Source organism: Allonocardiopsis opalescens, assembly GCF_003002095.1.
GTDB classification, from domain to species: Bacteria; Actinomycetota; Actinomycetes; order Streptosporangiales; family Streptosporangiaceae; genus Allonocardiopsis; species Allonocardiopsis opalescens.
This window is the reverse complement of the sequence record NZ_PVZC01000005.1, coordinates 51,292-73,269: the sequence shown is the minus strand read 5'-3', so window position 1 is coordinate 73,269 and position 21,978 is coordinate 51,292. Positions and strand designations below refer to the sequence as shown.

The following is a 21,978-nucleotide window of genomic DNA, read 5'->3' as shown; positions in this document are numbered from 1 at the left end:
GCCGTCTCGCCGGGCCGGTCCCATCGCAAGGGCGGCCGCGAGCGACCGGCGCGTCCACGGCCGATCCGAACACCCCGGCGCCGCGCCGAGCGCGAACCGCACGGCCCATCCGCACCGAAAGGCTCAGCACATGACCGTTCCGACCGTCCCCCGTTCCAGCGCCACCCAGGCGCGGCGGGTGCCGTTCCGCGCGCTGCTCCACTCCGAACTGGGCAAGCTCGGCTCGCAGCGCTCGCTGCGACTGCTCGCCGTCCTGGCCGTCTCGGCCGCGCCGGTGACGGCGCTGGTGTTCTGCCTCAGCCTGCCGGTCACCCAGGGCCGCGCGATCGACGAGGTGGCGCCGGCCGAACTGCTCAGCGCCTCGGCGCTGGGCATCGACGCGGCCGCCCTGGTCGTGGTCGTGCTGGCCGCCCTCGCCGTCGGATCCGAGTACGCGACCGGGCTCATCCAGCAGAGCCTCGCCGTCACCCCGCGCCGGGGGCGGCTGCTGGCCGCGAAGGTGCTCGCGCTCGCGCTGGCGGCCGCCGCCATCGGCGTGTCGGCCGCGCTGGCCGTGGGTGTCGTCGCCCTCGGCGTGGGCGCCTCGGCCGGGGCGCCGGCCGGCGCCGTCTTCGCGGACGGCGGTGTGCGGCTGCTGGCCGGCAGCGTGCTGATGCCCGTGTTCTACGGTGTGCTGGCCGTCGCGGCCGCGTTCGCGTTCCGCTCCACCGCGCTCGGTATCGTGGCTCCGCTGGCCGTCCTCGTCCTGTCGGCGATCGCCGGGTGGTTCGGCTCCGCAGTCGGAGCCGTGGTCACCCCGATCACCCCGCTCGCCGCCCTGCACAGCATCTCGGGCATCGCGGTGGGCGCCGAGGCGATCGGCGCGCCGGCCGGCTTCCTGTCCCTGGCGGTCTGGACGGGCGCCGTGCTCAGCATCGCCGACTCCCGGTTCCGACGGAAGGACGCCTGACGATGGCCCGTTCCCCCAGACGCGCGGCCGACACCAGCGGCGGACGGGCCCCCACCCTCACCGAGCAGGCCCGCCGGGAGCAGATCATCCGGCTCACCATCGGACTCATCGCCGAGCACGGCTACGCCGGCACCTCACTGGCCCGCATCGCGGCCGCCGCGTCCATCTCCAAGGCGGCGGTGCTCTACCACTTCGACACCAAGAACGCCGTCATCAGAGCCGCCTACGACACCGTCATGGCCGCCCTCACCGAGCAGGTCGCGGCGGCCATCCACGCCGCCGACTCACCCGCCGCGGCCGTCGAAGCCTACATATCGGCCCTGATCGGCCACATGGACCGGCACCCGGACCACACCCGCATGATCGTCGAAGCCCTCGACGACGCCAACGCCACCGGCATCGCCGACACCCCCGATTCACCCGGCCGCCGGCAACCGCTCGCCAAACTGATCGAAGCCGCCAAGTCCTCCGGCGAGTACCGCGACGACATCGACCCCCGCACCCACGCGATCATCCTGAGCGGCGCCATCGACGCCGTCGTAGCGGAGTCCCTGGCCGACCCCCGCTACTCCCTCACCGAAGCGGCCCAAGCCGTGATCGAACTCACCCGCCGCGCGGCCCGCAGCTGATTCACGGCTGCTGGTTTGCGGCTCGCAGTCGGCCCACGCCCTCCGGCGTGCGGCGCCCTCACCCGTCGAACCACTCCGGGCCGTGCGGAGGCCGCGCGTAGCGCGCCACGATGGACTCGGCGACCACGCGCACCTTCCGGTTGGTGCGCTGCGACGCCTGGGCGAGCATCGAGAAGGCGCTGTCGGCATCGCAGTCCGACTGCGCCATCAGCACCCCCACCGCCTGATTGATCACCGCGGCGGACACCAGCGCCGCCTTGAGATCGGCGATGGTGGCCTCGCACGCGCATTCCGGCGAGTCCTTGGCCGGCGGCACGGGTTCGTCGTGCCGCGTTAGTGTCTGCTGGGAAGCGATGGAGTGCGTCACGGACATCCCCCTTTCCGCCGGCGAACCGACGACGCCGTCAACGACCGGAGGCTCACGGCATGCCCGGTTGAACCGCTCCTACACCAAAGCCCTGCCACGCGGCCGCCCTGGCACCCTCCACACCGGACCATCCAGCCACTCGGCGAGCGCACCGGCCGTCGAGAGGCGGGACGGCCATGCTGCCTGGGACCCGTCCTTGTCCGGGGCCTGCTCACACGCATGGACCACCGCTCAGCACCCGTGCTCGTGCGTTCGTGCCCATCCCGACCACGACCACACCGTTCCGGCCACCGAGGCACGGGACGGCCGCCGGTGCCCGGCCGGAGCCGCGACGCGTTGAGTCCGCGCCTGAGCGTCGGCGACGCGACGGCACCACGGCCGCAGCGTGTGTCGGCCCGCCCCTCCAGGTTCGACGGGACGCCGCGACGCCGGCCGGACGCGCGGCGGGCGGTGCTGTGGCACAGTCGGACGGTGCCGTTCGACCACAATGACCACTACCACCGGCTGCTGCTGCGGTTCGTGCCGCGCGGGTGCCGGACGGCGCTGGACGTCGGGTGCGGGACGGGGCGGTTCGCGCGGCGGCTGGCCGGGCTGGGGGTGGCGGTCGACGCGGTCGATCCGGCGGCGGAGGTCATCGCCGTGGCCCGCGCGCTGTCGGCCGGGACGGACGGCGGACCGCGTTTCGAGCAGGGGGACATCACCCGGATGGAGCTGCCGGCGGGCCGGTACGACTACATCTCGTGCCTGGCGAGCATCCACCACGTGCCCTTCGGCACGGTCGCCGCGCTGCGGGAGGCGCTCGCGCCCGGCGGTGTGCTGGTGATCCTGGGCTGCTATCCGGAGCGGACGGCGGCCGATCTGGCGTGGAGCCTGCCGGCGGTGCCGGTCAACGCCGCCGCCCGGCTCGCCGTCGCGGCGGGGGATGCACTGCGCCGCGCTCCGGCCGCCCGGACCCGCGTGAAGGCGCCGGTACGACCGCCGCTGATGCCGCTGCGTCAGGTCCGCGCCGAGGCGGCGGCGCTGCTGCCGGGCTGTACGATCCGCAGGCTGCTCTTCTGGCGCTACCTGCTCGTCTTCCGCGACGGTGCCCGTCCTGCGGCCACGGACGCCCGCGCCTGAACCCCCTGGGCGGTGGGAACTCGGGGACGGTCCAGCGGACGGCCTCGGCCCTGGGGCCCATAGCGCGCATGCGCCAGGCCGCGCGCACCGGGTGCGCGCCGCCCCGCGGTGACGGCATCCGATCGGCGGCCCGCGACCGCTCTCGATCCCGCGCGTCACCGACGCGCCCGGACACGCTCCGTCGGGCACCGTCCCGAACCGGCCACGACGTCACCGGGACCCATGGCCGACCCGCCCGACCGGCGGTCCGGCGGCCGTGACGGGCCGGGCGTTGTCCGCGACGCTCGCGGCCACCCACGCGGTCTACCCGGTTCGGGAGCGTGGAGCGCGGTGTCCGGTCCATCGCCCCTCGGGAAACGATCCATGGTCATCAGGACCGACCCGATGCCTGCCATCCTCGTCAGAAGGCATCCGCATGCCCGTGGACGCGCGGCGTCGCACCCGGGTGCCCGTGATCGGAGGCGTCGTATGGACCAGCGGCCGGACGGCGGCGGGGTGTGGGATCCGTTCGGGACACTGCGCCGGGCGCTGTGGATCGGGGGCGGGCAGTGGGCCGGGAAGTCGACCGCGGCCAGGGCGCTGGCCGGACGGTACGGGGTGACCGTCTACCACTACGACTTCCACGATGCCCGGGCGCACGACGACCGGCGGGTCGCCCATCGGGTCAGGGCGGGCCGGTCGCCCGCCGGTCCCGATCCCGAGGACGTCTGGGTGCGCACCGCGCCGGAGGAGATGGCCGCCGAGACGCTGGCGGGGTTCCCGGTCCGCTTCGGCTGGGCGCTGGACGACCTGCGGGCGCTGGTGTCGGGACGGCCGGTCATCGCGGAGGGGTGGGGGCTGCGGCCCGAACTGGTGGCGCCGCTCCTGGACTCGCCGCGGCGGATGGTGGTGATGGTCCCCACCGAGGAGTTCCGCCGCGAGCAGGCGCGCCGGATGCCGCGGGCGTCGGGGCTCGGCCTCGGCCTCAGCGATCCCGAGCGGGCGCAGCGCAACCGGCTGGCCCGCGACCGCCTCGTCGCCGACGACGCCGTGCGCTCGGCCCGCCGCCTCGGCATCCGGGTGATCGAGGTGGACGGGACCCGCGACGCGGCCGCCGTCGCCGACCTGCTGGCCGAGCACTTCGGCCCCTACCTGCCGCCCGCGGAGCCTGAGGCAGGGCCGGGCAGGAGCCAGGTCCCGTCCGGCCGGCCATTCCGTTGAGCGAGTCGGCTGGGGCCCGGGGCTTCCGCATCGACGCATCGCACCTTGAAGGCTCCGGCCGACCGGGTCCGGCGTCCGGGCGCCCGGCCCTGCGGGCACGCCTGTGCCGCGCCCGGGCCCCCGGACGCGGCGCGGCGGTCCGGACTAGTCGATGGCCGTGCTGTGGCTCAGCTCCGCGGTGCGGTCGAGGTCGGCGGTCACGGCGGCCAGCTTGGCGCGGATGGCCTGGACGGCGTCCGCGCCCAGGGCGAGGCGCAGGGGCGCGTCGTGGCGGCCGAGAAGGGACACGACGGCGGCGGCCGCCTTGTCTGGGTCGCCGGGCTGGGTGCCGTCGGCGGCGGCGAGTCGGGCGCGGACGGCGCCGACGGTCTTGGCGTAGTCGTCGATCTCCGCGCTGGCGAGCAGCGCGGGTCCGGCGAACTCGGTGCGGAAGGCGCCGGGCTCCACGATCAGGACCTGGATGCCCAGCGGCTCCACTTCGGCGGCGAGCGCCTCACTGGCCTGCTCCAGGGCGCCCTTGGCCGCGCAGTACGCGCCGTTGCCGGGGAAGGTCATCAGCCCGCCCATGCTGCTGACCTGCACGATCGCGCCGCTGCCGCGCCTGCGCATGTGCGGGAGCAGCAGTCTGACCAGCCGCATGGCGCCGAAGAACATCACCTCGAAGCCGTCGCGCAGCTCCTCCTCCGTCGTCTCCTCAACGGCGCCGACCAGGCCGTAGCCCGCATTGTTCACCAGGACGTCGATCTGGCCGCCGTCGGCGAGCGCCTGGTGGACGGCCTGCCGGCACTGCTCGGGGTCGGCGACGTCGAGCCGGACCACCGAGACGCGGCCGGGGTGCTCCTCGACGAGCCGGGCGACGGTCTCGGGGCGGCGCACGGCGGCGATGACGGTGTCGCCGGCGCGGAGGGCGGCGCGGGTGAAGGAGGCGCCCAGCCCGCTGTTGGCGCCGGTGATGAACCAGCGCCGGGTGGTGCGGGCGGCGGTCTCTGCCTTCGGACGGTCGTTCATACGGGTGTGCTCTCCTGGAGATCGCGATACCTCGTGCGACTCACGATCATGCCGACCCGCCCCGCCGAGCGGTACGGCCCAAAGGTGGAAGACGCGTCTGGGCGGCGCGGATGCCGGCGCGAGCGGATAATGGGCGTCATGGCCGCAGAGCACACGAGGTCCGCGGTGTCGCGGGTCGCCGCCCCGCGCAAGTCCTACATGGTGATCGACCGGTCGCCGCGCCGCGCACGGCCGCTCCCGGCGGGCGAAGCGCTCGCGCTGGAGGACTACCGCCGGCTCGTCGGCATCCTCGAAGCGGTCGACCGCGCCCCTGACCTGGCCGTCTTCTGCGAGAGGCTGCTGCACGCGCTGCAGAGCTGGTTCGGCTACACCACCCTCGCCGTGCTGCACGGCGCCACCCTCGCCGAGGCCATGCGCGACGGCGGCGGCATAAAGAGCGGGTACTCGCCGGACTTCCTGGACGAGTACACCGCGCGGTGGGCGGCCGACGACCCCTTCCTCACCGCCGACGCCATGCGGCTGCTCACCGAGCGGGGCGTGCTGACCCTGGCCGACCTGACCCTCGCCGACGCCCACCGCCGCTACGTCGAGCACTTCCTGCGCCCCAACGGCATCCCCGACAAGATGAGCATGGTCGTCGACGGCGGCCCCTGGGGCGCCCTGTACGTGGGCGTGGCCGTGCGCGACCCCAGCGGCGCGGCGCCGCGCGACCTGGCGGTCATGCGCTCGCTGCGGCGGCACCTCGCCCCGATCGCCGCCGAGCACCTGCTGCGCGCCCGCGATTCGGCGACGGACCGCCCGTGGCGCCTCACCCCGAGGGAGCGCGAGGTCGCCGCGCTGGTCGTCGACGGCCTCACCAACCAGCAGGTGGCCCAGCGCCTGTTCATCAGCACCGAGACCGTCAAGAAGCACCTCACCCGCATCCTGGCCGAGACCGGCTGCACCAGCCGCACCCAGCTGGCCGTGCGCTGGCGCGACGAGCGCACGGGCGGGGTGCCGTAAGGCGTTGATGCGCGTGGGCGGCGGTGGCCGGAGCCGACAGCGGGGCGTAGGCGGGGACGTGCCGGACCGGTCCGCTCAGCCCACGGTCTGCCGCTCCGCGACGCGGGACAGGGCGGCCGTCAGCCGTTCGGGGCGGCGGGACGCGATGGCCAGGACGTCGTCGCGCGTCGTGGGGATGAACACGGTCGTCCAGCCCATCGGGGCGCCCGACCACTGGGGGCGGCCGCCGAGCCGGAGGAGCCGGCCGGGTTGCCGCGCGGCGGCCCGGAAGGGTGCGGGCGGCGGGGCGCCCGGCGCTGCCGACGCCGTCCGGCCGGGCAGCAGTTCGGCCACGGCGACGCGGTGCCGCCCCACCCTCAGCACCTCCGGTGTGAGCGTGATCCGGTTGTAGCGGAACTTCATGGCGGGCTCGATCAGCAGCGGGGCCACCGGGAACAGCAGCAGCACCCCCGAGATCAGCAGCCACGCGGTGAGGTCCTGGTGGTCGGGGGCGTCCAGGTCGACCCACATCCAGGTGATTCCGGCGGCGTATCCGCTCAGGCACAGCAGGGTCCAGGCCAGCGGCATCCGCTCCCGGTGCAGCACCTCGTCGCCGAAGCGGACGGCGGGCGCCCGTCCGGTGTAGTCGCGCAGCTTCGCGCGCCAGGCCAGGTCCTGGCGGCGGGCCCCGGCCGCCCGCGCCCGCTGGGCGGCGGCCTCGCCGTCCTCGGGCAGCCGGTCGCGGCGCAGCGCGGCGTAGACCGCCACCGGGGGCGTCAGCACGGACGCCGCCAGGACGCCGACGCCGACACCCGTTCCGGCGCTGCCGTCCACCAGCCCGGCGAGCGCGGCCGCCACGATGACCAGCACGTACAGCAGGACCAGGGCGCCGGTGACCCGGTGCCGGCCGAAGCGGCGGGCGAGCAGCCGCCCGGCCAGGCACAGCGGTTTGACCAACACGTACAGCAGCACGGGCCCCGCGACGGCCAGCACCCCGGTGACCGCGATCAGCCCGTCGACCCCGCCCGGCCCGTCCCCGCCGAGCGCCAGCACGCCCAGCAGCACCGCCGAGCAGAGCCACCAGGTGACCAGGGTGACGCCGCTACGCAGCACGACCAGCAGCTCAAGGCAGCCGCCCGGCTGGGGCGCGGCCGCCCGCGCCGGCTCCGCTCCGTCCCGCACCACGCCGGACGCCCCCTTCCCGTCGCGGCGACCGTGGACAGAGAGCATACGAGTCCGCGCGCCTCACCCGCTGTCGTGGCGGGCCGCACCGGGGTCCGGCGCCGGTTCGGCGATCGTCCCGATGGCGCTCTCCAGCTCGGCCGCCGCGGCCAAGGTGTCGGTGAGTCGGGCGCGTTCGGTGGCGTCCAAGGGGGTGGCTCGGACGCGGTCGAGGAGGGTGCGTGCCGTGCCGGGGTCGTCCAGTCTGATGGCCAGTTCGGCTCGGTAGGCGAAGGCGGTCACCAGGGCGGCCGCTGGGGCGGTGGTGCCGTGCCGGGCGAGGGCGCCGTCCAGGATCTTGGCGGCCTGCCGGGTGTCGCCCTTGGAATCGCCGAGTACGACGGCGTTCTCCAGGCTCCGGGCGAGCGGTCCGGTCGGAACTTCTTCGGCCGGGGCGGGTGTGCTGCCGGGCCTGGTGAAGAAGCGGATCCAGTTGCCGCCGGGGTCGACCACGGTGAAGCCGGGCGCGGGGCCGGAGTTGCGTCGGCGGCGGGGGCGGGTGATGCGCGGGATGCCGGCCAGCGGCAGCTTGCCGTGTGCGGCGCGGAGGCCGGCCGCGAACTCCTCGAACACGGTGGCGGTGTCGTCGACGGCGATGATGCACGAGCCGTAGGAGGACTCCGGGTCGAAGCCGTCGATGGCGGCGAACTGCAGTTCGATGCCGTCGCGTGCGACGCTGGCGCTGGGGTTCGGCCGGGTCTGCCGGTAGCCGCGCTCGAAGCCGAGCAGGCGGTAGAAGTCGATGATCTCGTCGATGTCCGCGCAGGGCAGGATGGGGACGGTGGTCCAGTCCGGCATGGTCACTCCCCTCCCGCGCGGGCCGCTGCGTGCTCGTCGCCCGCCGCGTGCTCGCGGGGCGGACGGGGTCCGGCGGCCGCCGCGATGTCGGCGGCGACCGGGTCGGTGTCGAAGGCGTCGGCCGGGAGCACCCTGTTGTCGGCGAGCAGGGTGCCGGCGGGCGCCGGGCCGGGGTCGGCGTCCCACAGGTTGCCGACGAAGGCGACGTGCCGCTGCGGCGGCGACACCTCCAGCGCGGCCGCCTTGTCGGCCCGCTGCACGATATTGCCCTGGACGGTGACCCACGCGGCGCCGTAGTCGGGGTACAGGGCGAAGTTCCACGGGGTCACGGTGTCGCGGACGACGTTGCCGCGGACCAGCGCGCCGCTGGCGTAGGAGCCGCCCTGCGGTCCCGACAGGTAGATACCGCCTCCGTCGGCGAGCACCCGCATGGTGTCGTGGACGAGGTTGTTCAGCACCTGGGTGCCGCGCCCCTCGTAGACGACGATGCCCGCGTGCGGCAGCTCGCGGATCTCGTTGTGCGCGATGACGGTGCCGTCGGAGCCGGTGACCAGTACGGCCGGCGATCCGTGGTAGTCCAGGCCGATCCGGTGGACGCGGGTGTCCGCCACGCGGTGCTCGCGCGCCCCGGCGCCGATCACCAGGCCGCCGCCCGCGATCTCGGATATCTCGCCGCCGAGCACGGCGTTCCCGGTGCCCGCGCCGCGGAACTCCAGCGCGACACCGCCGAGCCGGGTGAAGCGGCAGCCCGCCAGGGTGACCCGGGAGCAGTCCTCGAAGAGGACGTTGCCGGGGATGCTCGCCTCGCCGGTCGGCACGGTCACCTGGCCCTGCCCCTCGGCGAAGGTGATGACCTGGAGATCTCCGGTGCCGTCGTCGTAGCCGTTGCCGTGGTAGTGCAGGAAGCCCATGGGCGAGGACGGGTGCCGCCAGGTCGCCTCGGCGAAGGTGATGCCGCGGAAGGCGATGTCGTGCGCGCCGCGTGCGTGCACCAGGGTCTCCAGCACCGGCGCCACCACGTCGTCGAGTTCGTCGGCGCGGTGCGGGCGCAGGTGCACGACCGTGCCTTCGGTGGCGAAGGTGCCGTCGGTGAGGAAGGCGGGGCTGTTCTCGGCGGAGGTGGGGGAGTCGACGGCGTAGGCGTCCTCGCCGCCGGTGTCGGTGGCGTCGGGGCTCTGCCAGGAGATGACCCAGTGGTAGAGGCGCGCGGCGCGTTCGAAGGCGGGGCGGGCCATCTCGATGGTGGTCGAGCGCGCGTCGCCGGAGACGGACGCCACCGGGCAGCGCGCCTCCGACCACGGATAGGCGCCCCGGTAGACGATCTCCACGTCGCCGCGCCAGGACTGAGGCCCGGTGCCGTCGACGGTGTAGCCGTCCGCGGTGCGGACCAGGCCCTGGTCCGCCAGCGGGACGGAGGAGCGTTCGGCGCGGCGCCCGCGCACGTACAGCTGGCGGGGCGCCGGGCCGGGCAGTTCGGCGCGGTGGGTGCCGTCGGCGCCGGCGGTCCAGCCGGTGACCCGGCGTCCGCCGCTGAGCACCACCTCCTCCTGCGTGCCGGTGCCGAAGCCGTACGCCTGGTAGCTGACGCCGGAGTGCTCGGCCGACAGCCGGAAGGTGTCGGCGAGGCGGTAGGTGCCGGCTCTGAGCTGGACCACGTCTCCCGGCGCGGCCGCGTCGCGGGCCCGCTCCAGGGTCGCGAACGGCCGCTCGGCGGTGCCGGGTCCCGCATCGTCGCCAGACGGGTCGACGAAGATCATCGGACTCCTCCTTCGTATGTCTACAACGTACACTTCTGGTAGACAGCATATACATGACAAGGGGGAGTGGATGGCCGATCCCGAGCGCAGTACGGAGCTGCTGTGGGGCACCGGGGCCCGCCGCGGCCTCAGCCTGGAGCGGATCGTGCGCGCCGCGGTGGAGCTGGCCGACGCCGAGGGGCTGGCCGCCGTCTCGATGCGGCGGCTGGCCGAACGGCTCGGCTTCACCACGATGGCGCTCTACCGGCATGTGCCGGGCAAGACGGAGCTGCTCGACCTCATGCGCGACGCGGTCCACGACGAGCACGAGCCGTCCGGCGCCAAAGGCGCCGCCGAGTGGCGCGCGGAGTTGGAGACCTGGGCCAGGCGGGAGCGGGAGGCGTACCGGCGCCACCCGTGGCTGGTGGAGACGGTCGACGTCCGGCACGTGCCGGGGCCGCGCGCCGTGGCCGCCTTCGAGCGCGGACTGGAGATCGTGGCGCGCACCGGCCTGCCGCCCGCCGAGGTGGTCGCGTCGGTGGAGCTGCTGGCCGGACTGGCGGGCAGCGCGGCCCGCCAGTCGGCGGTGGCGGTGCGCGCCGAGCGCAGCACCGGGGTGAGCGACCAGGAGTGGTGGAACCGGCGCGACTCCCTGTTCGCGCACTTCGACCGCTATCCCACCCTGAGCCGCCTGTACGAGCAGGGCGCCTACGACACTCCGCTCGACCCCTTCGAGTTCGGCCTGCAGCGGGTGCTCGACGGGATCGAGGCCCGCGTCCGTGACGAAAGCCGTGACGAAAGCAAGTGCGAGGTGTGCGGCAGGCCCGTCGAGCGCCCCGCCGCGGGCCGGCCGCGCAGCTACTGCTCGCCCGCCTGCCGCCAGCGGGCCTACCGCGCCCGCCGGAGCGGCTGACCGCCGACCGGGGCGGCCGCGGCGCGCGGCTCCGACACGGGCACTGCGGCCACGATGAGCGCGGGCACGGCGCCGTAGGCCGGGCCGGGGACGGGATCCGGCCTCAGCGCACCAGCGCCGGGCGCTTGGGGTCGAAGGTCCAGCCGGGGACGAGGTGGCGCATCGCCGCGGCGTCGTCGCGGGCGCCCAAGCCGTGCTCCAGGTACAGCTCGTGCGCCGTGGCCAGCGCCTCCCGGTCGAGTTCCACACCGAGTCCCGGCGCGGCCGGCACCTCGATCGCGCCCTCGGCGATGCGCGGCGGCTCGCGGGTCAGCGCCTGGCCGTCCTGCCAGATCCAGTGTGTGTCCAGCGCGGTGATCGCGCCGGGGGCGGCGGCGCCGACGTGGGTGAACATGGCCAGAGAGATGTCGAAGTGGTTGTTGGAGTGCGAGCCCCAGGTGAGCCCGAAGTCGTCGCAGAGCTGGGCCACCCGGATCGAGCCGCGCATGGTCCAGAAGTGCGGGTCGGCCAGCGGGATGTCCACCGCGTGCGAGCGGACGCTGTGCGCCAGCTGCCGCCAGTCGGTGGCGACCATGTTGGTGGCCGTCGGCAGGCCGGTGGCCCGGCGGAACTCCGCCATCACCTCCCGGGACGAGTAGCCGCCCTCCGCGCCGCACGGGTCCTCGGCGTAGGCGAGCACCCCGCGCAACTGCGAGCAGAGCCGGACGGCCTCGGCCAGCGACCAGGCGCCGTTGGGGTCGATGGTGATCCGGGCGTCGGGGAAGCGGGCGGCCAGGGCGCGCACCACCGCCACCTCCTCCTCGCCGGCCAGCACGCCGCCCTTGAGCTTGAAGTCGCGGAAGCCGTAGCGCTCCCGCGCCGCCTCCGCCAGCGCCACCACGGCATCGGCGTCCAGCGCGGGTTCGCGCCGCAGCCGCTCCCACGCGTCCGCGGGCTCCGCCTCGGCCAGGTACGGCAGCGGGGCGGCCCGGCGGTCGCCGATGAAGAACAGGTAGCCGAGGACCGGCACCCGGTCCCGGAGCCGCCCCTCGCCCAGCAGCTCGCAGACGGGCACCTCCAGGTGCTGCCCGAGCAGGTCGAGCAGGGCCGACTCCAGCGCCGTGACGGCGTGGACGGTGGAGCGCAGGTCGAAGGTCTGCTCGCCGCGCCCGGCGGCGTCGCGTCCGGCGAAGGCGTCGCCGACCTCGCGCAGCAGCCGGTTCAGCCGGGCGACCGGGCGGCCCACCAGCATGCCGGCCGCCTCGGCGATGATGCTCCTGATCGCCTCGCCGCCCGGCACCTCCCCGAGGCCGGTCCTGCCCTCGCTGTCGGTCACCACCGCGATATTGCGGGTGAAGAAGGGGCCGTGCGCGCCGCTGAGGTTCAGCAGCATGCTGTCGTGCCCAGCCACCGGCACCACCTCGACGCTCGCCACCGTGGGCGTCCGCCGGCCATGAACGGGCACCTGGGTTCCTCCTGCGCTGGGTCGGACGGGTCGGGTCTGCGGGGCGGGGCTCAGGAGACCCGCTTGATCAGGGCGGACAGCTCCTCGGCCTCGGCCGCGGTGAGGTCCTTCAGCGGCGGCCTGACCCGGCCGCCGTCGCGGCCGACCGCGGTCAGCCCGGCCTTGACGATGGACACCGCGTAGCCGCGAGAGCGGTCCCGGATGTCGATGTAGGGGATCACGAAGTCGTTCAGTCTGCGGTAGACCGCCTCCCGGTCCTGGGCGCGGACCGCCGCGAAGAAGTCCAGCGCGAACTCGGGCAGGAAGTTGTACAGGGCCGAGGAGTAGGTGCTCACACCCAGCTGGAGCAGCGGCAGGGCGAAGGTCTCGGCGGTGGGCAGCCCGCCGATGTAGATCAGCCGCTCGCCGACCTTGGCGTACACGCGCGCCATCGTCTCGACATTGCCGACGCCGTCCTTGAGCCCGATCAGGTTGGCGTTGCGGGCGGCCAGGACCGCGACGGTCTCGTCGGTGTACACCGCGTTGGCGCGGCTGTAGGCGATCACGCCCAGGTCGGTGGCGGCGCAGACCGCGCTCACGTGCTCCACCAGCCCGGCCTGCGGCGCCTCGGTCAGGTAGGGCGGCAGCAGCAGCACGCCGTCGGCCCCGGCCTCCTGGGCCGCGCGGGCCTGGGCCACGGCGCTCGCCGTCCCGCCGGTCGCCGGGGCCAGCACCGGCACCGTGCCGCCGACCTCGTCGACCGCGGTGCGGACCACCCGGTCGATCTCGGCCGGGGTCAGCGAGAAGCCCTCGCCCGTGCCGCCCGCGGCGAACAGCCCGGCCACGCCGTGGCTCGCCTGCCAGGCGAGGTGCTCGCGGTAGCGGCCCTCGTCGAACGCGAGCTCCGCGTCGAAGTGGGTGACGGGGAAGGACAGGAGGCCGGACCTTAGCCGGTCGGCCAGCTCACCGGGGTGCATCAGACTCACGCGTCGTCCTTGGTTCGGCGGATCGGGGTGCTCCTGGACCGGGCCCCGGGCTGTGTCGCCATACCGTAGGGAGCGGTGATCGATGCTGTCCAAGACTCGTTGGGCATCAACTGATACCGGACGGACATCAGCTCGCGTCGGCCTGCTGCGCGAGCCACACGTCCAGGGCCCGCCACAGCGCCGGGTTCTGGGACTCCCGCGTCCACAGCAGGTGCAGCTCGACCCGGGTGTCGCCGAGGCCGGCGAGTTCGAGGTAGGCGACGCCCGCGACGCCGAGCCCGACCGCGGACTCGGGCACGAAGGCGATCCCGCGCCCGGCCGCCACCAGCCAGACCATGGTCAGGATCTGGCTGGCCGTGTGCACCACGTTCTGGTGCGCGATGGGCAGCAGCCCCACGATGAGGTCGTAGAAGTACCGGGCCCGGGTCGGGGAGTGCATGATCAGCGGCAGGCCGACCAGGTCGTCGCCGGTGACGGGTCCGCCCCGCAGCGCCAGCGGGTGCCCGTCGGGCACCGCGACCAGCAGCCGCTCGCGCAGCAGCACCCGGGAGCCGAAGGCCGTGTCGTCGAAGGGCGGCCGGGCCAGCCCCACGTCCACCTCGCCGCGCAGCAGCGCCGCGACCTGCTCCCGGGTGACCATCTCGAACAGCTCGATGTCGATCTCCGGCAGCACCTCCTCCAGGCCGTTCAGCAGCCGCCCGAGGGTGCCGTACGAGGAGGCGGCGGTGAAGCCGATCTTGAGCGTTCCGCTCGACCCGGCCGAGATGCGGCGGGCCAGGTCGGGCGCGCCGTCGGCCAGGGCGAGCAGCCGGCGCGCCTCGACCAGGAAGGCGGCGCCCGCGGCGGTCAGCTCCACCCGCCGCCGGTCCCGCTCGAACAGCTGCACGCCGATCGAGCGCTCCAGCTTCTGGATCTGGCGGCTCAGCGGCGGTTGCGTGATGGCCAGCCGCTCGGCGGCCCGGCCGAAATGCAGCTCCTCGGCGACGGCGACGAATCCGCGCAGCTGGTCGAAGGAGAACATGATGCAGAAAAGGTATCACTTCATACCTGATTTGCCTTGGACAGGCATGGAAGCCGCCTCCTAGGCTGCCGAGCGTCCTACGTGACAGCGCTCACAATGCGCATCGGGGGGCGGCCAGCGGACCGAAGGGAAGCACATGACTCAGGCACTGGCCCGGCGGCGTGCACGCCGGGGGACGGCGACCGCGCTTGCGATCGCCGCGCTCTCGCTCTCCGTCGCCGCGTGCGGCGGGAACCTCTCCGGCGGCGGCGGGGACTTCCCGAACGGGCCGGTCACCCTGGTGGTCGGCCAGGACCCCGGCGGCAGCACCGACCTGATCGGCCGCGCCCTCGCCGAGGTGGCCTCCGACGACCTCGGCGTGCCGATGCCGGTGGTGAACACCCCGGGCGCCAACGGCGCGCTGGCCGCCAACGAGCTGGCCGGCCGCGAGCCGAACGGCCAGCACATCATGGTCATCAACGCCTCCCTCATCGCGATCACCCCGCTCGCGGTCTCCGAGGAGGAGGCCGTCGACATCAACGACTACGAGGTCGTCACCGGGATCTCCCAGGACGACTACGTCCTGGTCTCCGCCTCCGACTCCGGCCTGAGCAGCCTCGACGACCTGACCGCGAGCACCGAGGAGATCCAGTACGGCACCACCGGCGTCGGCACCGGCAGCCAGCTGTCCCAGGAACTGCTGTTCGCGCAGGCCGGGATCGAGGGCACCGCCGTCCCCTTTAACGGCGGCTCGCCCGCGCTGACCGCGGTCCTCGGCGGCCAGGTGGACGTCGCCTCCATCCAGCTCGGCGAGGCGATCGCGCAGATCGAGGCGGGCGAGCTGACCCCGCTCGTCACCTTCGCGGCCGAGCGCAACCAGTACCTGCCCGACGTCCCCACGGCGGTGGAGGCCGGCCACGACGTCCAGGTCTCCCAGTTCCGCGCGATCGTCGCGCCGGGCGGCACCCCCGAGGCGACGGTGGACCGGCTGCGGCAGGCATTCGAGACCGCCTTCGCCTCCGAGCAGTACCAGACCTTCAACGAGGAGAACCTGCTCACCCCGCACGAGGTCGACGGCGCGCAGGTGGTCGAGGAGTGGACCGCCGCCCTGGAGAGCTACCGGGCCACCATCGATGAGTACGGCATCGACCTCGGCGAGGCGAGTTGACCGCCGCGGAACCCGGACGCGCGGACGGCCCCGCCGCCGGCGCCCCGCCCGAGGACGCCGAGCACCGCCCGCCGCCGGCGGGGCCGTTGGGCAACGCGGTGGCCGCGGCCGCGGTCGCCGCGCTGGGGATCGCCGGGATCGCCGGCTCCGTGCCGCTGGGGCTGGGCAGCGCGGCCGAGCCCTCGGCCGGCACCTGGCCGTTCCTGGTGAGCACCGCGATCACCTGCCTCGGCATCGCGCTGGCGGTGCGGGCCCGGCAGACCCGCGACGCCGAGGCCTTCTCCTCGGCGAGTTGGCGGGTGGTGTTCGGGCTGGCGAGCATGGTCGGCTTCGTCGCCGTGATCGGCGTGGTCGGCTTCGAGATCCCGGCCCTGCTGCTGTCGGTCTGCTGGCTGCGCTTCCTCGGCCGGGAGTCCTGGCGGCTGTCCCTGCTGACCTCCGCCGGGATCGTGGTCGCCTTCTACCTCGTCTTCGTCGGTGTCCTGGCGGTGCCGATCCCCCACCTCTTCTAGGAGCGGCCTTGGACTCCCTGGCCCCGATGCTCGACGGGTTCGGCGTCGTCCTCGAACCGACCAACCTGGTCTACTGCCTGATCGGCGTGGTGATCGGGATGCTGGTCGGCGTGCTGCCGGGCCTCGGCCCCGCGGCCACGATCGCGATCCTGCTGCCGCTCACCTTCGGCATCGAGCCGGTGACCGCGATCATCATGCTCGCGGGCATCTTCTACGGCGCCCAGTACGGCGGCACCATCACCTCGGTGCTGCTGCGGCTGCCCGGCGAGGCGTCCACGGTCGTGACCGTCTTCGACGGCAACGCGCTGGCCCGGCAGGGCCGGGCCGGGACCGCGCTCGGCGTGGCCGCGATCGGGTCCTTCATCGGCGGCACGGTCTCGATCGTCGCCCTGTCGGTGCTGGCCCCCGTGGTGGCCGGCTTCGCCCTGGACTTCGGGCCGCCGGAGTACACCGCCCTGGCCCTGCTCGGGATCCTGCTGGTGGCGACGGTGAGCAACGGCGGCAGGGTCAAGGCGCTGGTCGCCGCCTGCCTGGGCCTGCTGCTGGCGACCGTCGGCCGCGACACCTTCACCGGCGCCGAGCGCTTCACCTTCGACTCGCTGGCGCTGGCGGACGGGATCGACTTCGTGCCGATCGCGATGGGCGTCTTCGGGCTCGGCGAGATCCTGTACAACCTGGAGGAGCGGCGGCGGGCGGCCGCTCCGGCCAAGGTCGCCGACGTGTGGCCCTCCCGCAAGGACCTGCGGCAGTCGGCCGGGGCGATCGGGCGGGGGTCGGTGCTCGGCTTCTTCCTCGGCATCCTGCCCGGCGGCGGCGCCGTGCTGTCGTCGCTGGCCGCCTACGCGCTGGAGAAGCGCCGCTCCAAGACGCCCGAGCGCTTCGGCAAGGGCGCGATCGAGGGCGTCGCCGCGCCGGAGAGCGCCAACAACGCCGCCTCCACCTCGTCCTTCATCCCGCTGCTCACCCTGGGGATCCCGGCCAATGCCACCATGGCGATGATCTTCGGCGCGCTGCTGATCCAGGGCGTCACACCGGGGCCGCAGCTGGTCAGCGAGGACCCGGAGCTGTTCTGGGGCGTGGTGAACTCGATGTACATCGGGAACATCCTGCTGCTGATCATGAGCATCCCGCTGGTCGGGCTGTTCGTGAAGATCCTCCAGGTGCCCGCCTCGATCCTGGCCCCGATCACCGTGCTGATCACCCTGGTCGGCGTCTTCACCATCCGCAACAGCGCCTTCGACATCGCCCTCGTCATCGTGTTCGGCCTGGTCGGCTACCTGATGAAGAAGTACGGCTTCGACCCGGGGCCGCTGGTGCTCGCCTTCGTGCTCGGCTCGCTGCTGGAGACCTCGCTGCGCCAGTCGCTGCTGCTCTTCGGCGGCGACGTGACCGGCTTCGCCACCCGGCCGATCTCGGGCACCCTGCTCGCGCTGCTGGCCGCCGTCATCCTGGTGCCGGTGGTGCGCGGGCTGCTGCGCTCGCGGCGCCGCGAGCCCGAGCGGGTCGCGGAGCGGACGGACGCCTGAGCGCCGGCCGGCGCTAGGGGGCCAGGTAGCGGACGAGCAGTTCGCCGACCAGCTCCCGGTAGTGGGCGCGCCGGCCGGGCTCCAGCAGGTCGCGGGCGAAGATCGTGGCGAAGGTGTGCCGGTTGGCGGCGGCCCGGCGGCCTCAGGGCGCGAGCAGGATGCGGACCACCGCGCGGGCGTAGTCCTCGGGTGGCAGCGGCCCCTCGGACCCGCTGCCGCCGAGGACCTCGCCGGGTGCGAGCAGGTCGAGGTAGACGTACTGCTGGCAGGCGCCGATGAGGGTCGCCGCCAGCACCGGCCAGGGGTGCTCCCTGGGCAGGCGGCCGAGCGCGTGCTCGCGTTCGAGGTAGGAGGCGAGTTCGACCACCCCGGTGAGCGGGGTGAGGGAGCGCCCCGAGGGCTCGCGGACGCCGCCGTCCTTGGCCCAGTCGCGCAGTTCGGGGTCGCCCATGATCGAGCCGGCGATCGGCGCCACGTCGCGGAAGAACTCGATGACCGCGGCGCACAGGTCCTCCAGGTTCTCCGCCACGGTGTTCTCGCCGACGAGCGTGCCCAGCCGGGCCGCGTGCCCGCGGATCTCCTCGGTCGCCGCGGCCAGCGCGCTCACCACCAGCTCCGACCGGCCGGCGAAGTGGTTGTAGATGCTGCCCTCGGAGATGCCGGCCAGCCGGGCGATCGTCTTGGTGGTGGTGGCGCGCACGCCGCGCTCGCGCATGGACCGCAGCGCCGCGTCGATGATGCGCTCGCGCATCGGGGGAGCCGGCACCCGCTCACCCTAGCAAAAATGAGTGGGTGCCCACTCGTGCTAGCCTGAGTGGGTACTCACTCAAGAGGAGCCACCATGACCCGGTACCCCGCTCCGCCGTTCGTCCGGCCCGAGCCGCACGGCTTCCTCTACCTTGGCTTCACCGCCGAGCCGCAGCGGCCGCCCTTCTACCGGCTAACCCCGGGGCGGCGGCGCGCGGCCGAGCGGCTGGTCACCGCCGCCCGTACTCTCGCCGAGCGCCCGGAGGTCGCCTCCGCGCGGGTGTTCCGCGCGGTGTTCATCCCGCCGCTGCCCGGCGCGCCCCGCCATGACCTGGCCATGCTGGTGCGCACCTCCGGCCCCGGCGAGCTCGCGCCGCTGCGCGCCTCGGCGGAGCTGGCCGAGCTGGGCGGCGAAGTGCTGCTCGCGGGCACCAACGCCGCCCGGATCGGCGAGACGGAGGCGCGCGAGGACGCCGTCTTCCTGTTCAACCACTTCACCGCCGAGTCCGGCGCCGACCCGGTGGCGGTCTGGCGCGGCCTGGCCGGCTGGTACACGGCAAAGACGGGGATCGACAACTCCACGGCGCTGCGGTCCGAACCGCCCTCGCGCTTCCCCTTCGTCAACTACGCGCGGCTGCCCGGCGGAGCGCTGCCCTTCCTGGTGAACCAGCTCGCCCGGCCGAGCTTCCACCGCTTCGTCCGGGCCACCCTCGCGGCCGAGGGCATGGCGGCCTGCCCGGCCTTCCACCGGCTGGTGCGCTGACGTCGCTCAGCCGCCGCCGGCCGCCGGGGCCAGCCCGATGACCGCGGCGGCCCCGGCCACCAGCTCCTCGCGCAGTTCGTTCGCCGGCACGTCGGTGAACTGGGCGGCAGGATCGGTGGCGGCGGCGAAGGCCTGCGCGGCCCGCAGCCGCGCCCGCCAGTCGGCGCCGGGCCCGGCGAGCAGGTCGACCGCGCGGTCCACGGTGGCGACCACGCGCTCGACCACCCGCGTCGAGCCGTCGCTGTAGACCGACGCGTCGCGCAGCAGCAGCCGCATGGTGTCGCGGTGGGTGACGATGACGTCGACGCATCCGCGCAGCACCCGGCGCTTGGCCTCGGCGGGGTCCCGCTCGGCCGCGGCGGCGTCGACGGCCCGGGCGAGTTCGTCGATCGGCGTGCCGATCAGGCTTTCCAGGATCTCGGCCTTGCTGCTGAAGTGGTAGTACAGCGATGGCTTGGTGATGCCGAGCCGCTCGGCGATCTCCCGCATGGTGGCCGCGCGGTAGGTGTGCGCCGCGAACAGCTCGCAGGCGGCGGCCAGGATCCTCTCGCGGGTGCTCTCCGTCTGCTGGGTGCTCATCGGGTCCCTTCTGCTCCGTGCCCGCACCGATGATAGCGCTTTGCCAACCTACCGTTAGGTCGGTTAGCCTACCGACCGATAGGTAGGCAGGTGGACCGGGAGAGGCGGTCGGACATGGCGGTGGAGATCGGCGGCGGTACGGCGCCGGGCTGGGACGCGGTGCGCAAGGGCTTCGAGCGGAACTTCGCCGAGCGGGGAGAGGTGGGCGCCTCGGTCGCGGTGCTGCACCGGGGCGTGCCGGTGGTCGACCTGTGGGGCGGGCTCGCCGACCCGGCCACCGGCAGGCCCTGGCACCGGGACACCGTCGTGGCGATCGCCTCGACCACCAAGGCGCTGGTGTCGATCACTGTGCTGAGCATGGTCGAGCGCGGTGAGCTGGAGCTGGACCGCCCGGTCGCGGAGTACTGGCCCGCCTTCCGCGCCGAGGGCAAGGGCGGGATCACGCTGCGCACGGTGCTCGCGCACCGCTCGGGCGTGGTCTCGCTGGAGCACCGGCCGATCACCCGCGAGGGGCTGGCCGCGGGGACGCCCGTCTTCGAGGCGATCGCCTCGGCCCGTCCGCAGTGGGAGCCCGGCACCGCCCACGGCTACCACGGCGTGACCTTCGGCCACCTGCTCAGCGCCGTGGTCGAAGGGGTGACCGGCCGGACCGTTGGGGCGCTGTTCGCCGAGCGGATCGCCCGGCCGCTGGGCGCCGACTGCCACATCGGGCTGCCCGAGAGCGAGCTGCCCCGGCTGGCCGCGCTGGTGCTGCCGGGCACCGCCGAGGAGGTGGAGCTGGGCAGCGGCGTGGCCGAGCTGGCCGGGCTCTACCAGGGGCTGGCCGACCCGTCCTCGCTGACCTACCGCGCCCTGTACGGCAGTATGCGGATCGGCTGGGAGTCGGCGGCCGATCCGGCGTACTCCCTGCTGGAGGCGCCGTCCACCGACGGCGTGGCCAGTGCTGCCGGCCTGGCGCGGCTGTTCGCGGCGACCATCGGGGAGGTGGGCGGCGTCCGGCTGATCGGGCCCGCGCTGGTCCGGGAGGCGGCGGCCGCGCACTCCAGCGGACGGGACCGGGTGCTCGGCATCCGCACCGACTGGGGCCTGGGCTTCATGGTCCCCGGCGGTCCCTTCGTGCCCCGGGCGCTGCCCGCGGGCGCCTTCGGGCACGGCGGTGCGACCGGCTCCTTCGCCTTCGCCGACCCCGCGCACGAGCTGTCCTTCGGCTACGCGCCCAACCGCGGGTCCGAACTGCTCGAAGGCAATGACCTGCGGGTGAACACCCTGGTGGACGCGGTGTACGACTGCCTTCACGGCTGACGGCGGCGGCGCGCGGGGCCTGGCGCGCGGCGGACCGTTCACTGGATCACCATTGCGGTTAAGGTTAGGCTAGCCTTATTGTTCGGCCATGGAGTCCATCCGGGCCGCGATCCGCCGGCTGACGCGCGAGCACACCCCGATCACCTGCACGGTGACGGTCGACTCGATCGACCGGGTCTCCGACGGCTTCGTCCGGATCGGGCTGCGCGGACCGGCCCTCGCCGACTACCGGGTGCCCCGGCCGGCGGACGCGTTCAAGATCGCCCTCCCGCCGGACCGCGGCGGCGCGGTCGAGTTCCCCGAGCGCGGCCCCGACCGGCTGCCCTACTGGCGCGAGGGCGCCAGGCCGCCGGTCTTCCGCGCCTTCACGGTCCGCCGCCACCAGCCCGAGCGCGCCCGGGTGGAGTTCGACGCGGCGGTCCACCCCACCGGGGCCGTCAGCCGGTGGCTGGGCACGGCGGCCGTCGGCGACACCATCGGGCTCGGCGGGATGCGCCGGGAGTTCCACGAGGCCGAAGTCGTCGACCGGCACCTCGTCATCGGCGACTCCAGTGCGCTGCCGGCCGTCGCCGCCATCGTCGAGTCGCTGAGCGGGCGGGTGCCCGCACGCGTGTACCTGGCCGCCGACCACGACTCCGACCGCGCCCTGGTGCCCCGCCGCGAGCACGTGCGGGTGCACTGGGTCGAGGGCGGCTCGCCCACCGGCGACGGATCGGCGCTGGAGCGCGCGGTGCTCGGCGAGACCGGCCGCGGCGAGCGGATCCAGCTCTGGCTGGCCGGCGAGGCCGGGGTGGTGCGCCGGCTGCGCGGCTTCGCACTGGACACGCTGGGCGTGGCGCGCGACGACATGCACGCCGCCGCCTACTGGAAGGACGGCACCAGCGGCACCGAGGCCGACGCGGCGCAGCTGCTCCGCTACCGCGAGCAGGTCGCGGCCGGCGGCGACGCCGCCGACCCGGACGTGCGCGAGGCCGTGGAGCTCGGTGTCTGAGTCCCGCGGGCACCCCCGGCACCGACCCGAACCGACGACACCGACGAGAAGAGACGGACC

Annotated in this window: 22 protein-coding genes; 12 read left to right on the top strand and 10 right to left on the bottom strand. The window is 74.2% G+C overall.

The genetic code is table 11. The features are described from left to right. Positions 1-130 precede the first annotated feature (130 nt). Positions 131-949, top strand: coding sequence for a hypothetical protein (locus CLV72_RS17300; RefSeq protein WP_106247317.1), 819 nt, complete (start codon positions 131-133; stop codon positions 947-949). A gap of 2 nt (positions 950-951) precedes the next feature. Further along, positions 952-1,578, top strand: a complete 627-nt coding sequence (locus CLV72_RS17295; protein ID WP_106247314.1) for a TetR/AcrR family transcriptional regulator — start codon at positions 952-954, stop codon at positions 1,576-1,578. A 58-nt stretch (positions 1,579-1,636) separates the two neighbouring features. Here CLV72_RS17295 and CLV72_RS17290 read toward each other — a convergent pair whose 3' ends face one another. Next, the gene (locus tag CLV72_RS17290) at positions 1,637-1,945 is read right to left on the bottom strand and encodes an ANTAR domain-containing protein (protein ID WP_170141011.1); all 309 of its coding nucleotides are present in this window, start codon (positions 1,943-1,945) and stop codon (positions 1,637-1,639) included. Between the two features lie 471 nt (positions 1,946-2,416). Here CLV72_RS17290 and CLV72_RS17285 point away from each other — a divergent pair, with 471 nt between their 5' ends. Together CLV72_RS17285 and CLV72_RS17280 are read left to right on the top strand one after the other, a co-directional pair. Beyond that, positions 2,417-3,064, top strand: coding sequence for a class I SAM-dependent methyltransferase (locus CLV72_RS17285; RefSeq protein WP_106247308.1), 648 nt, complete (start codon positions 2,417-2,419; stop codon positions 3,062-3,064). 468 nt (positions 3,065-3,532) lie between these two features. Beyond that, positions 3,533-4,264 carry a hypothetical protein gene (locus CLV72_RS17280; RefSeq protein ID WP_106247305.1) on the top strand — a complete coding sequence of 244 codons (732 nt, stop codon included), beginning with the start codon at positions 3,533-3,535 and terminating at the stop codon, positions 4,262-4,264. Between the two features lie 144 nt (positions 4,265-4,408). On the opposite strand, the gene CLV72_RS17275 is transcribed toward CLV72_RS17280, so the two are convergent. Next, positions 4,409-5,272, bottom strand: coding sequence for an oxidoreductase (locus CLV72_RS17275; RefSeq protein WP_106247303.1), 864 nt, complete (start codon positions 5,270-5,272; stop codon positions 4,409-4,411). 138 nt (positions 5,273-5,410) lie between these two features. Between CLV72_RS17275 and CLV72_RS17270 the strand changes: the two genes are divergently transcribed. Continuing rightward, positions 5,411-6,274: a helix-turn-helix transcriptional regulator gene (locus CLV72_RS17270; RefSeq protein ID WP_245930274.1), complete on the top strand. Its 864-nt coding sequence runs from the start codon at positions 5,411-5,413 to the stop codon at positions 6,272-6,274. 75 nt (positions 6,275-6,349) lie between these two features. Here the strand turns inward: CLV72_RS17270 and CLV72_RS17265 are convergent, their stop codons facing one another. The 3 genes from CLV72_RS17265 to CLV72_RS17255 are packed head-to-tail and all read right to left on the bottom strand — an operon-like array spanning position 6,350 to position 10,029. Beyond that, complete coding sequence (locus tag CLV72_RS17265; protein ID WP_106247300.1) at positions 6,350-7,438, bottom strand: hypothetical protein; 1,089 nt, start codon at positions 7,436-7,438, stop codon at positions 6,350-6,352. Positions 7,439-7,498: 60 nt separating this feature from the next. Then, positions 7,499-8,272 carry a VOC family protein gene (locus CLV72_RS17260; RefSeq protein ID WP_106247297.1) on the bottom strand — a complete coding sequence of 258 codons (774 nt, stop codon included), beginning with the start codon at positions 8,270-8,272 and terminating at the stop codon, positions 7,499-7,501. Positions 8,273-8,274: 2 nt separating this feature from the next. Next, entirely contained in the window at positions 8,275-10,029 is a 1,755-nt protein-coding gene (locus CLV72_RS17255) for a right-handed parallel beta-helix repeat-containing protein (RefSeq protein ID WP_106247295.1), read from the bottom strand. 70 nt (positions 10,030-10,099) lie between these two features. Here CLV72_RS17255 and CLV72_RS17250 point away from each other — a divergent pair, with 70 nt between their 5' ends. Then, positions 10,100-10,921, top strand: coding sequence for a TetR/AcrR family transcriptional regulator (locus CLV72_RS17250; RefSeq protein WP_106247292.1), 822 nt, complete (start codon positions 10,100-10,102; stop codon positions 10,919-10,921). A 103-nt stretch (positions 10,922-11,024) separates the two neighbouring features. Here CLV72_RS17250 and CLV72_RS17245 read toward each other — a convergent pair whose 3' ends face one another. The 3 genes from CLV72_RS17245 to CLV72_RS17235 all read right to left on the bottom strand — a co-directional run bounded on the left by CLV72_RS17245 (position 11,025) and on the right by CLV72_RS17235 (position 14,351). Continuing rightward, entirely contained in the window at positions 11,025-12,365 is a 1,341-nt protein-coding gene (locus CLV72_RS17245; RefSeq protein WP_211302919.1) for an enolase C-terminal domain-like protein, read from the bottom strand. Between the two features lie 50 nt (positions 12,366-12,415). Further along, entirely contained in the window at positions 12,416-13,321 is a 906-nt protein-coding gene (gene kdgD / locus CLV72_RS17240) for a 5-dehydro-4-deoxyglucarate dehydratase (protein WP_245930312.1), read from the bottom strand. A 136-nt stretch (positions 13,322-13,457) separates the two neighbouring features. Further along, entirely contained in the window at positions 13,458-14,351 is an 894-nt protein-coding gene (locus CLV72_RS17235) for a LysR family transcriptional regulator (RefSeq protein ID WP_106247288.1), read from the bottom strand. Between the two features lie 136 nt (positions 14,352-14,487). On the opposite strand from CLV72_RS17235, the gene CLV72_RS17230 reads away from it, so the two are divergent. Genes CLV72_RS17230 through CLV72_RS17220 form a run of 3 tightly spaced genes read left to right on the top strand, consistent with a single transcriptional unit; the run spans position 14,488 to position 17,536 of the window. Continuing rightward, positions 14,488-15,498, top strand: a complete 1,011-nt coding sequence (locus CLV72_RS17230; RefSeq protein ID WP_106247285.1) for a tripartite tricarboxylate transporter substrate binding protein — start codon at positions 14,488-14,490, stop codon at positions 15,496-15,498. Next, the gene (locus CLV72_RS17225; protein ID WP_106247282.1) at positions 15,495-16,010 is read left to right on the top strand and encodes a tripartite tricarboxylate transporter TctB family protein; all 516 of its coding nucleotides are present in this window, start codon (positions 15,495-15,497) and stop codon (positions 16,008-16,010) included. The genes CLV72_RS17230 and CLV72_RS17225 overlap by 4 nt, the downstream gene beginning before the upstream one ends. A gap of 8 nt (positions 16,011-16,018) precedes the next feature. Beyond that, complete coding sequence (locus CLV72_RS17220; protein ID WP_245930273.1) at positions 16,019-17,536, top strand: tripartite tricarboxylate transporter permease; 1,518 nt, start codon at positions 16,019-16,021, stop codon at positions 17,534-17,536. 142 nt (positions 17,537-17,678) lie between these two features. Here CLV72_RS17220 and CLV72_RS17210 read toward each other — a convergent pair whose 3' ends face one another. Further along, positions 17,679-18,302 carry a TetR/AcrR family transcriptional regulator gene (locus tag CLV72_RS17210; protein ID WP_146159467.1) on the bottom strand — a complete coding sequence of 208 codons (624 nt, stop codon included), beginning with the start codon at positions 18,300-18,302 and terminating at the stop codon, positions 17,679-17,681. 75 nt (positions 18,303-18,377) lie between these two features. Between CLV72_RS17210 and CLV72_RS17205 the strand changes: the two genes are divergently transcribed. Then, on the top strand, positions 18,378-19,046 hold the full coding sequence (locus CLV72_RS17205) for a hypothetical protein (protein ID WP_106247278.1): 669 nt from the start codon (positions 18,378-18,380) through the stop codon (positions 19,044-19,046). A 6-nt stretch (positions 19,047-19,052) separates the two neighbouring features. Here the strand turns inward: CLV72_RS17205 and CLV72_RS17200 are convergent, their stop codons facing one another. Then, the gene (locus tag CLV72_RS17200) at positions 19,053-19,625 is read right to left on the bottom strand and encodes a TetR/AcrR family transcriptional regulator (RefSeq protein ID WP_106247276.1); all 573 of its coding nucleotides are present in this window, start codon (positions 19,623-19,625) and stop codon (positions 19,053-19,055) included. Between the two features lie 114 nt (positions 19,626-19,739). Between CLV72_RS17200 and CLV72_RS17195 the strand changes: the two genes are divergently transcribed. Further along, on the top strand, positions 19,740-20,927 hold the full coding sequence (locus CLV72_RS17195; protein ID WP_106247273.1) for a serine hydrolase domain-containing protein: 1,188 nt from the start codon (positions 19,740-19,742) through the stop codon (positions 20,925-20,927). An 88-nt stretch (positions 20,928-21,015) separates the two neighbouring features. Continuing rightward, positions 21,016-21,918: a siderophore-interacting protein gene (locus tag CLV72_RS17190; RefSeq protein ID WP_106247270.1), complete on the top strand. Its 903-nt coding sequence runs from the start codon at positions 21,016-21,018 to the stop codon at positions 21,916-21,918. The last annotated feature ends 60 nt before the right edge of the window (positions 21,919-21,978 follow it).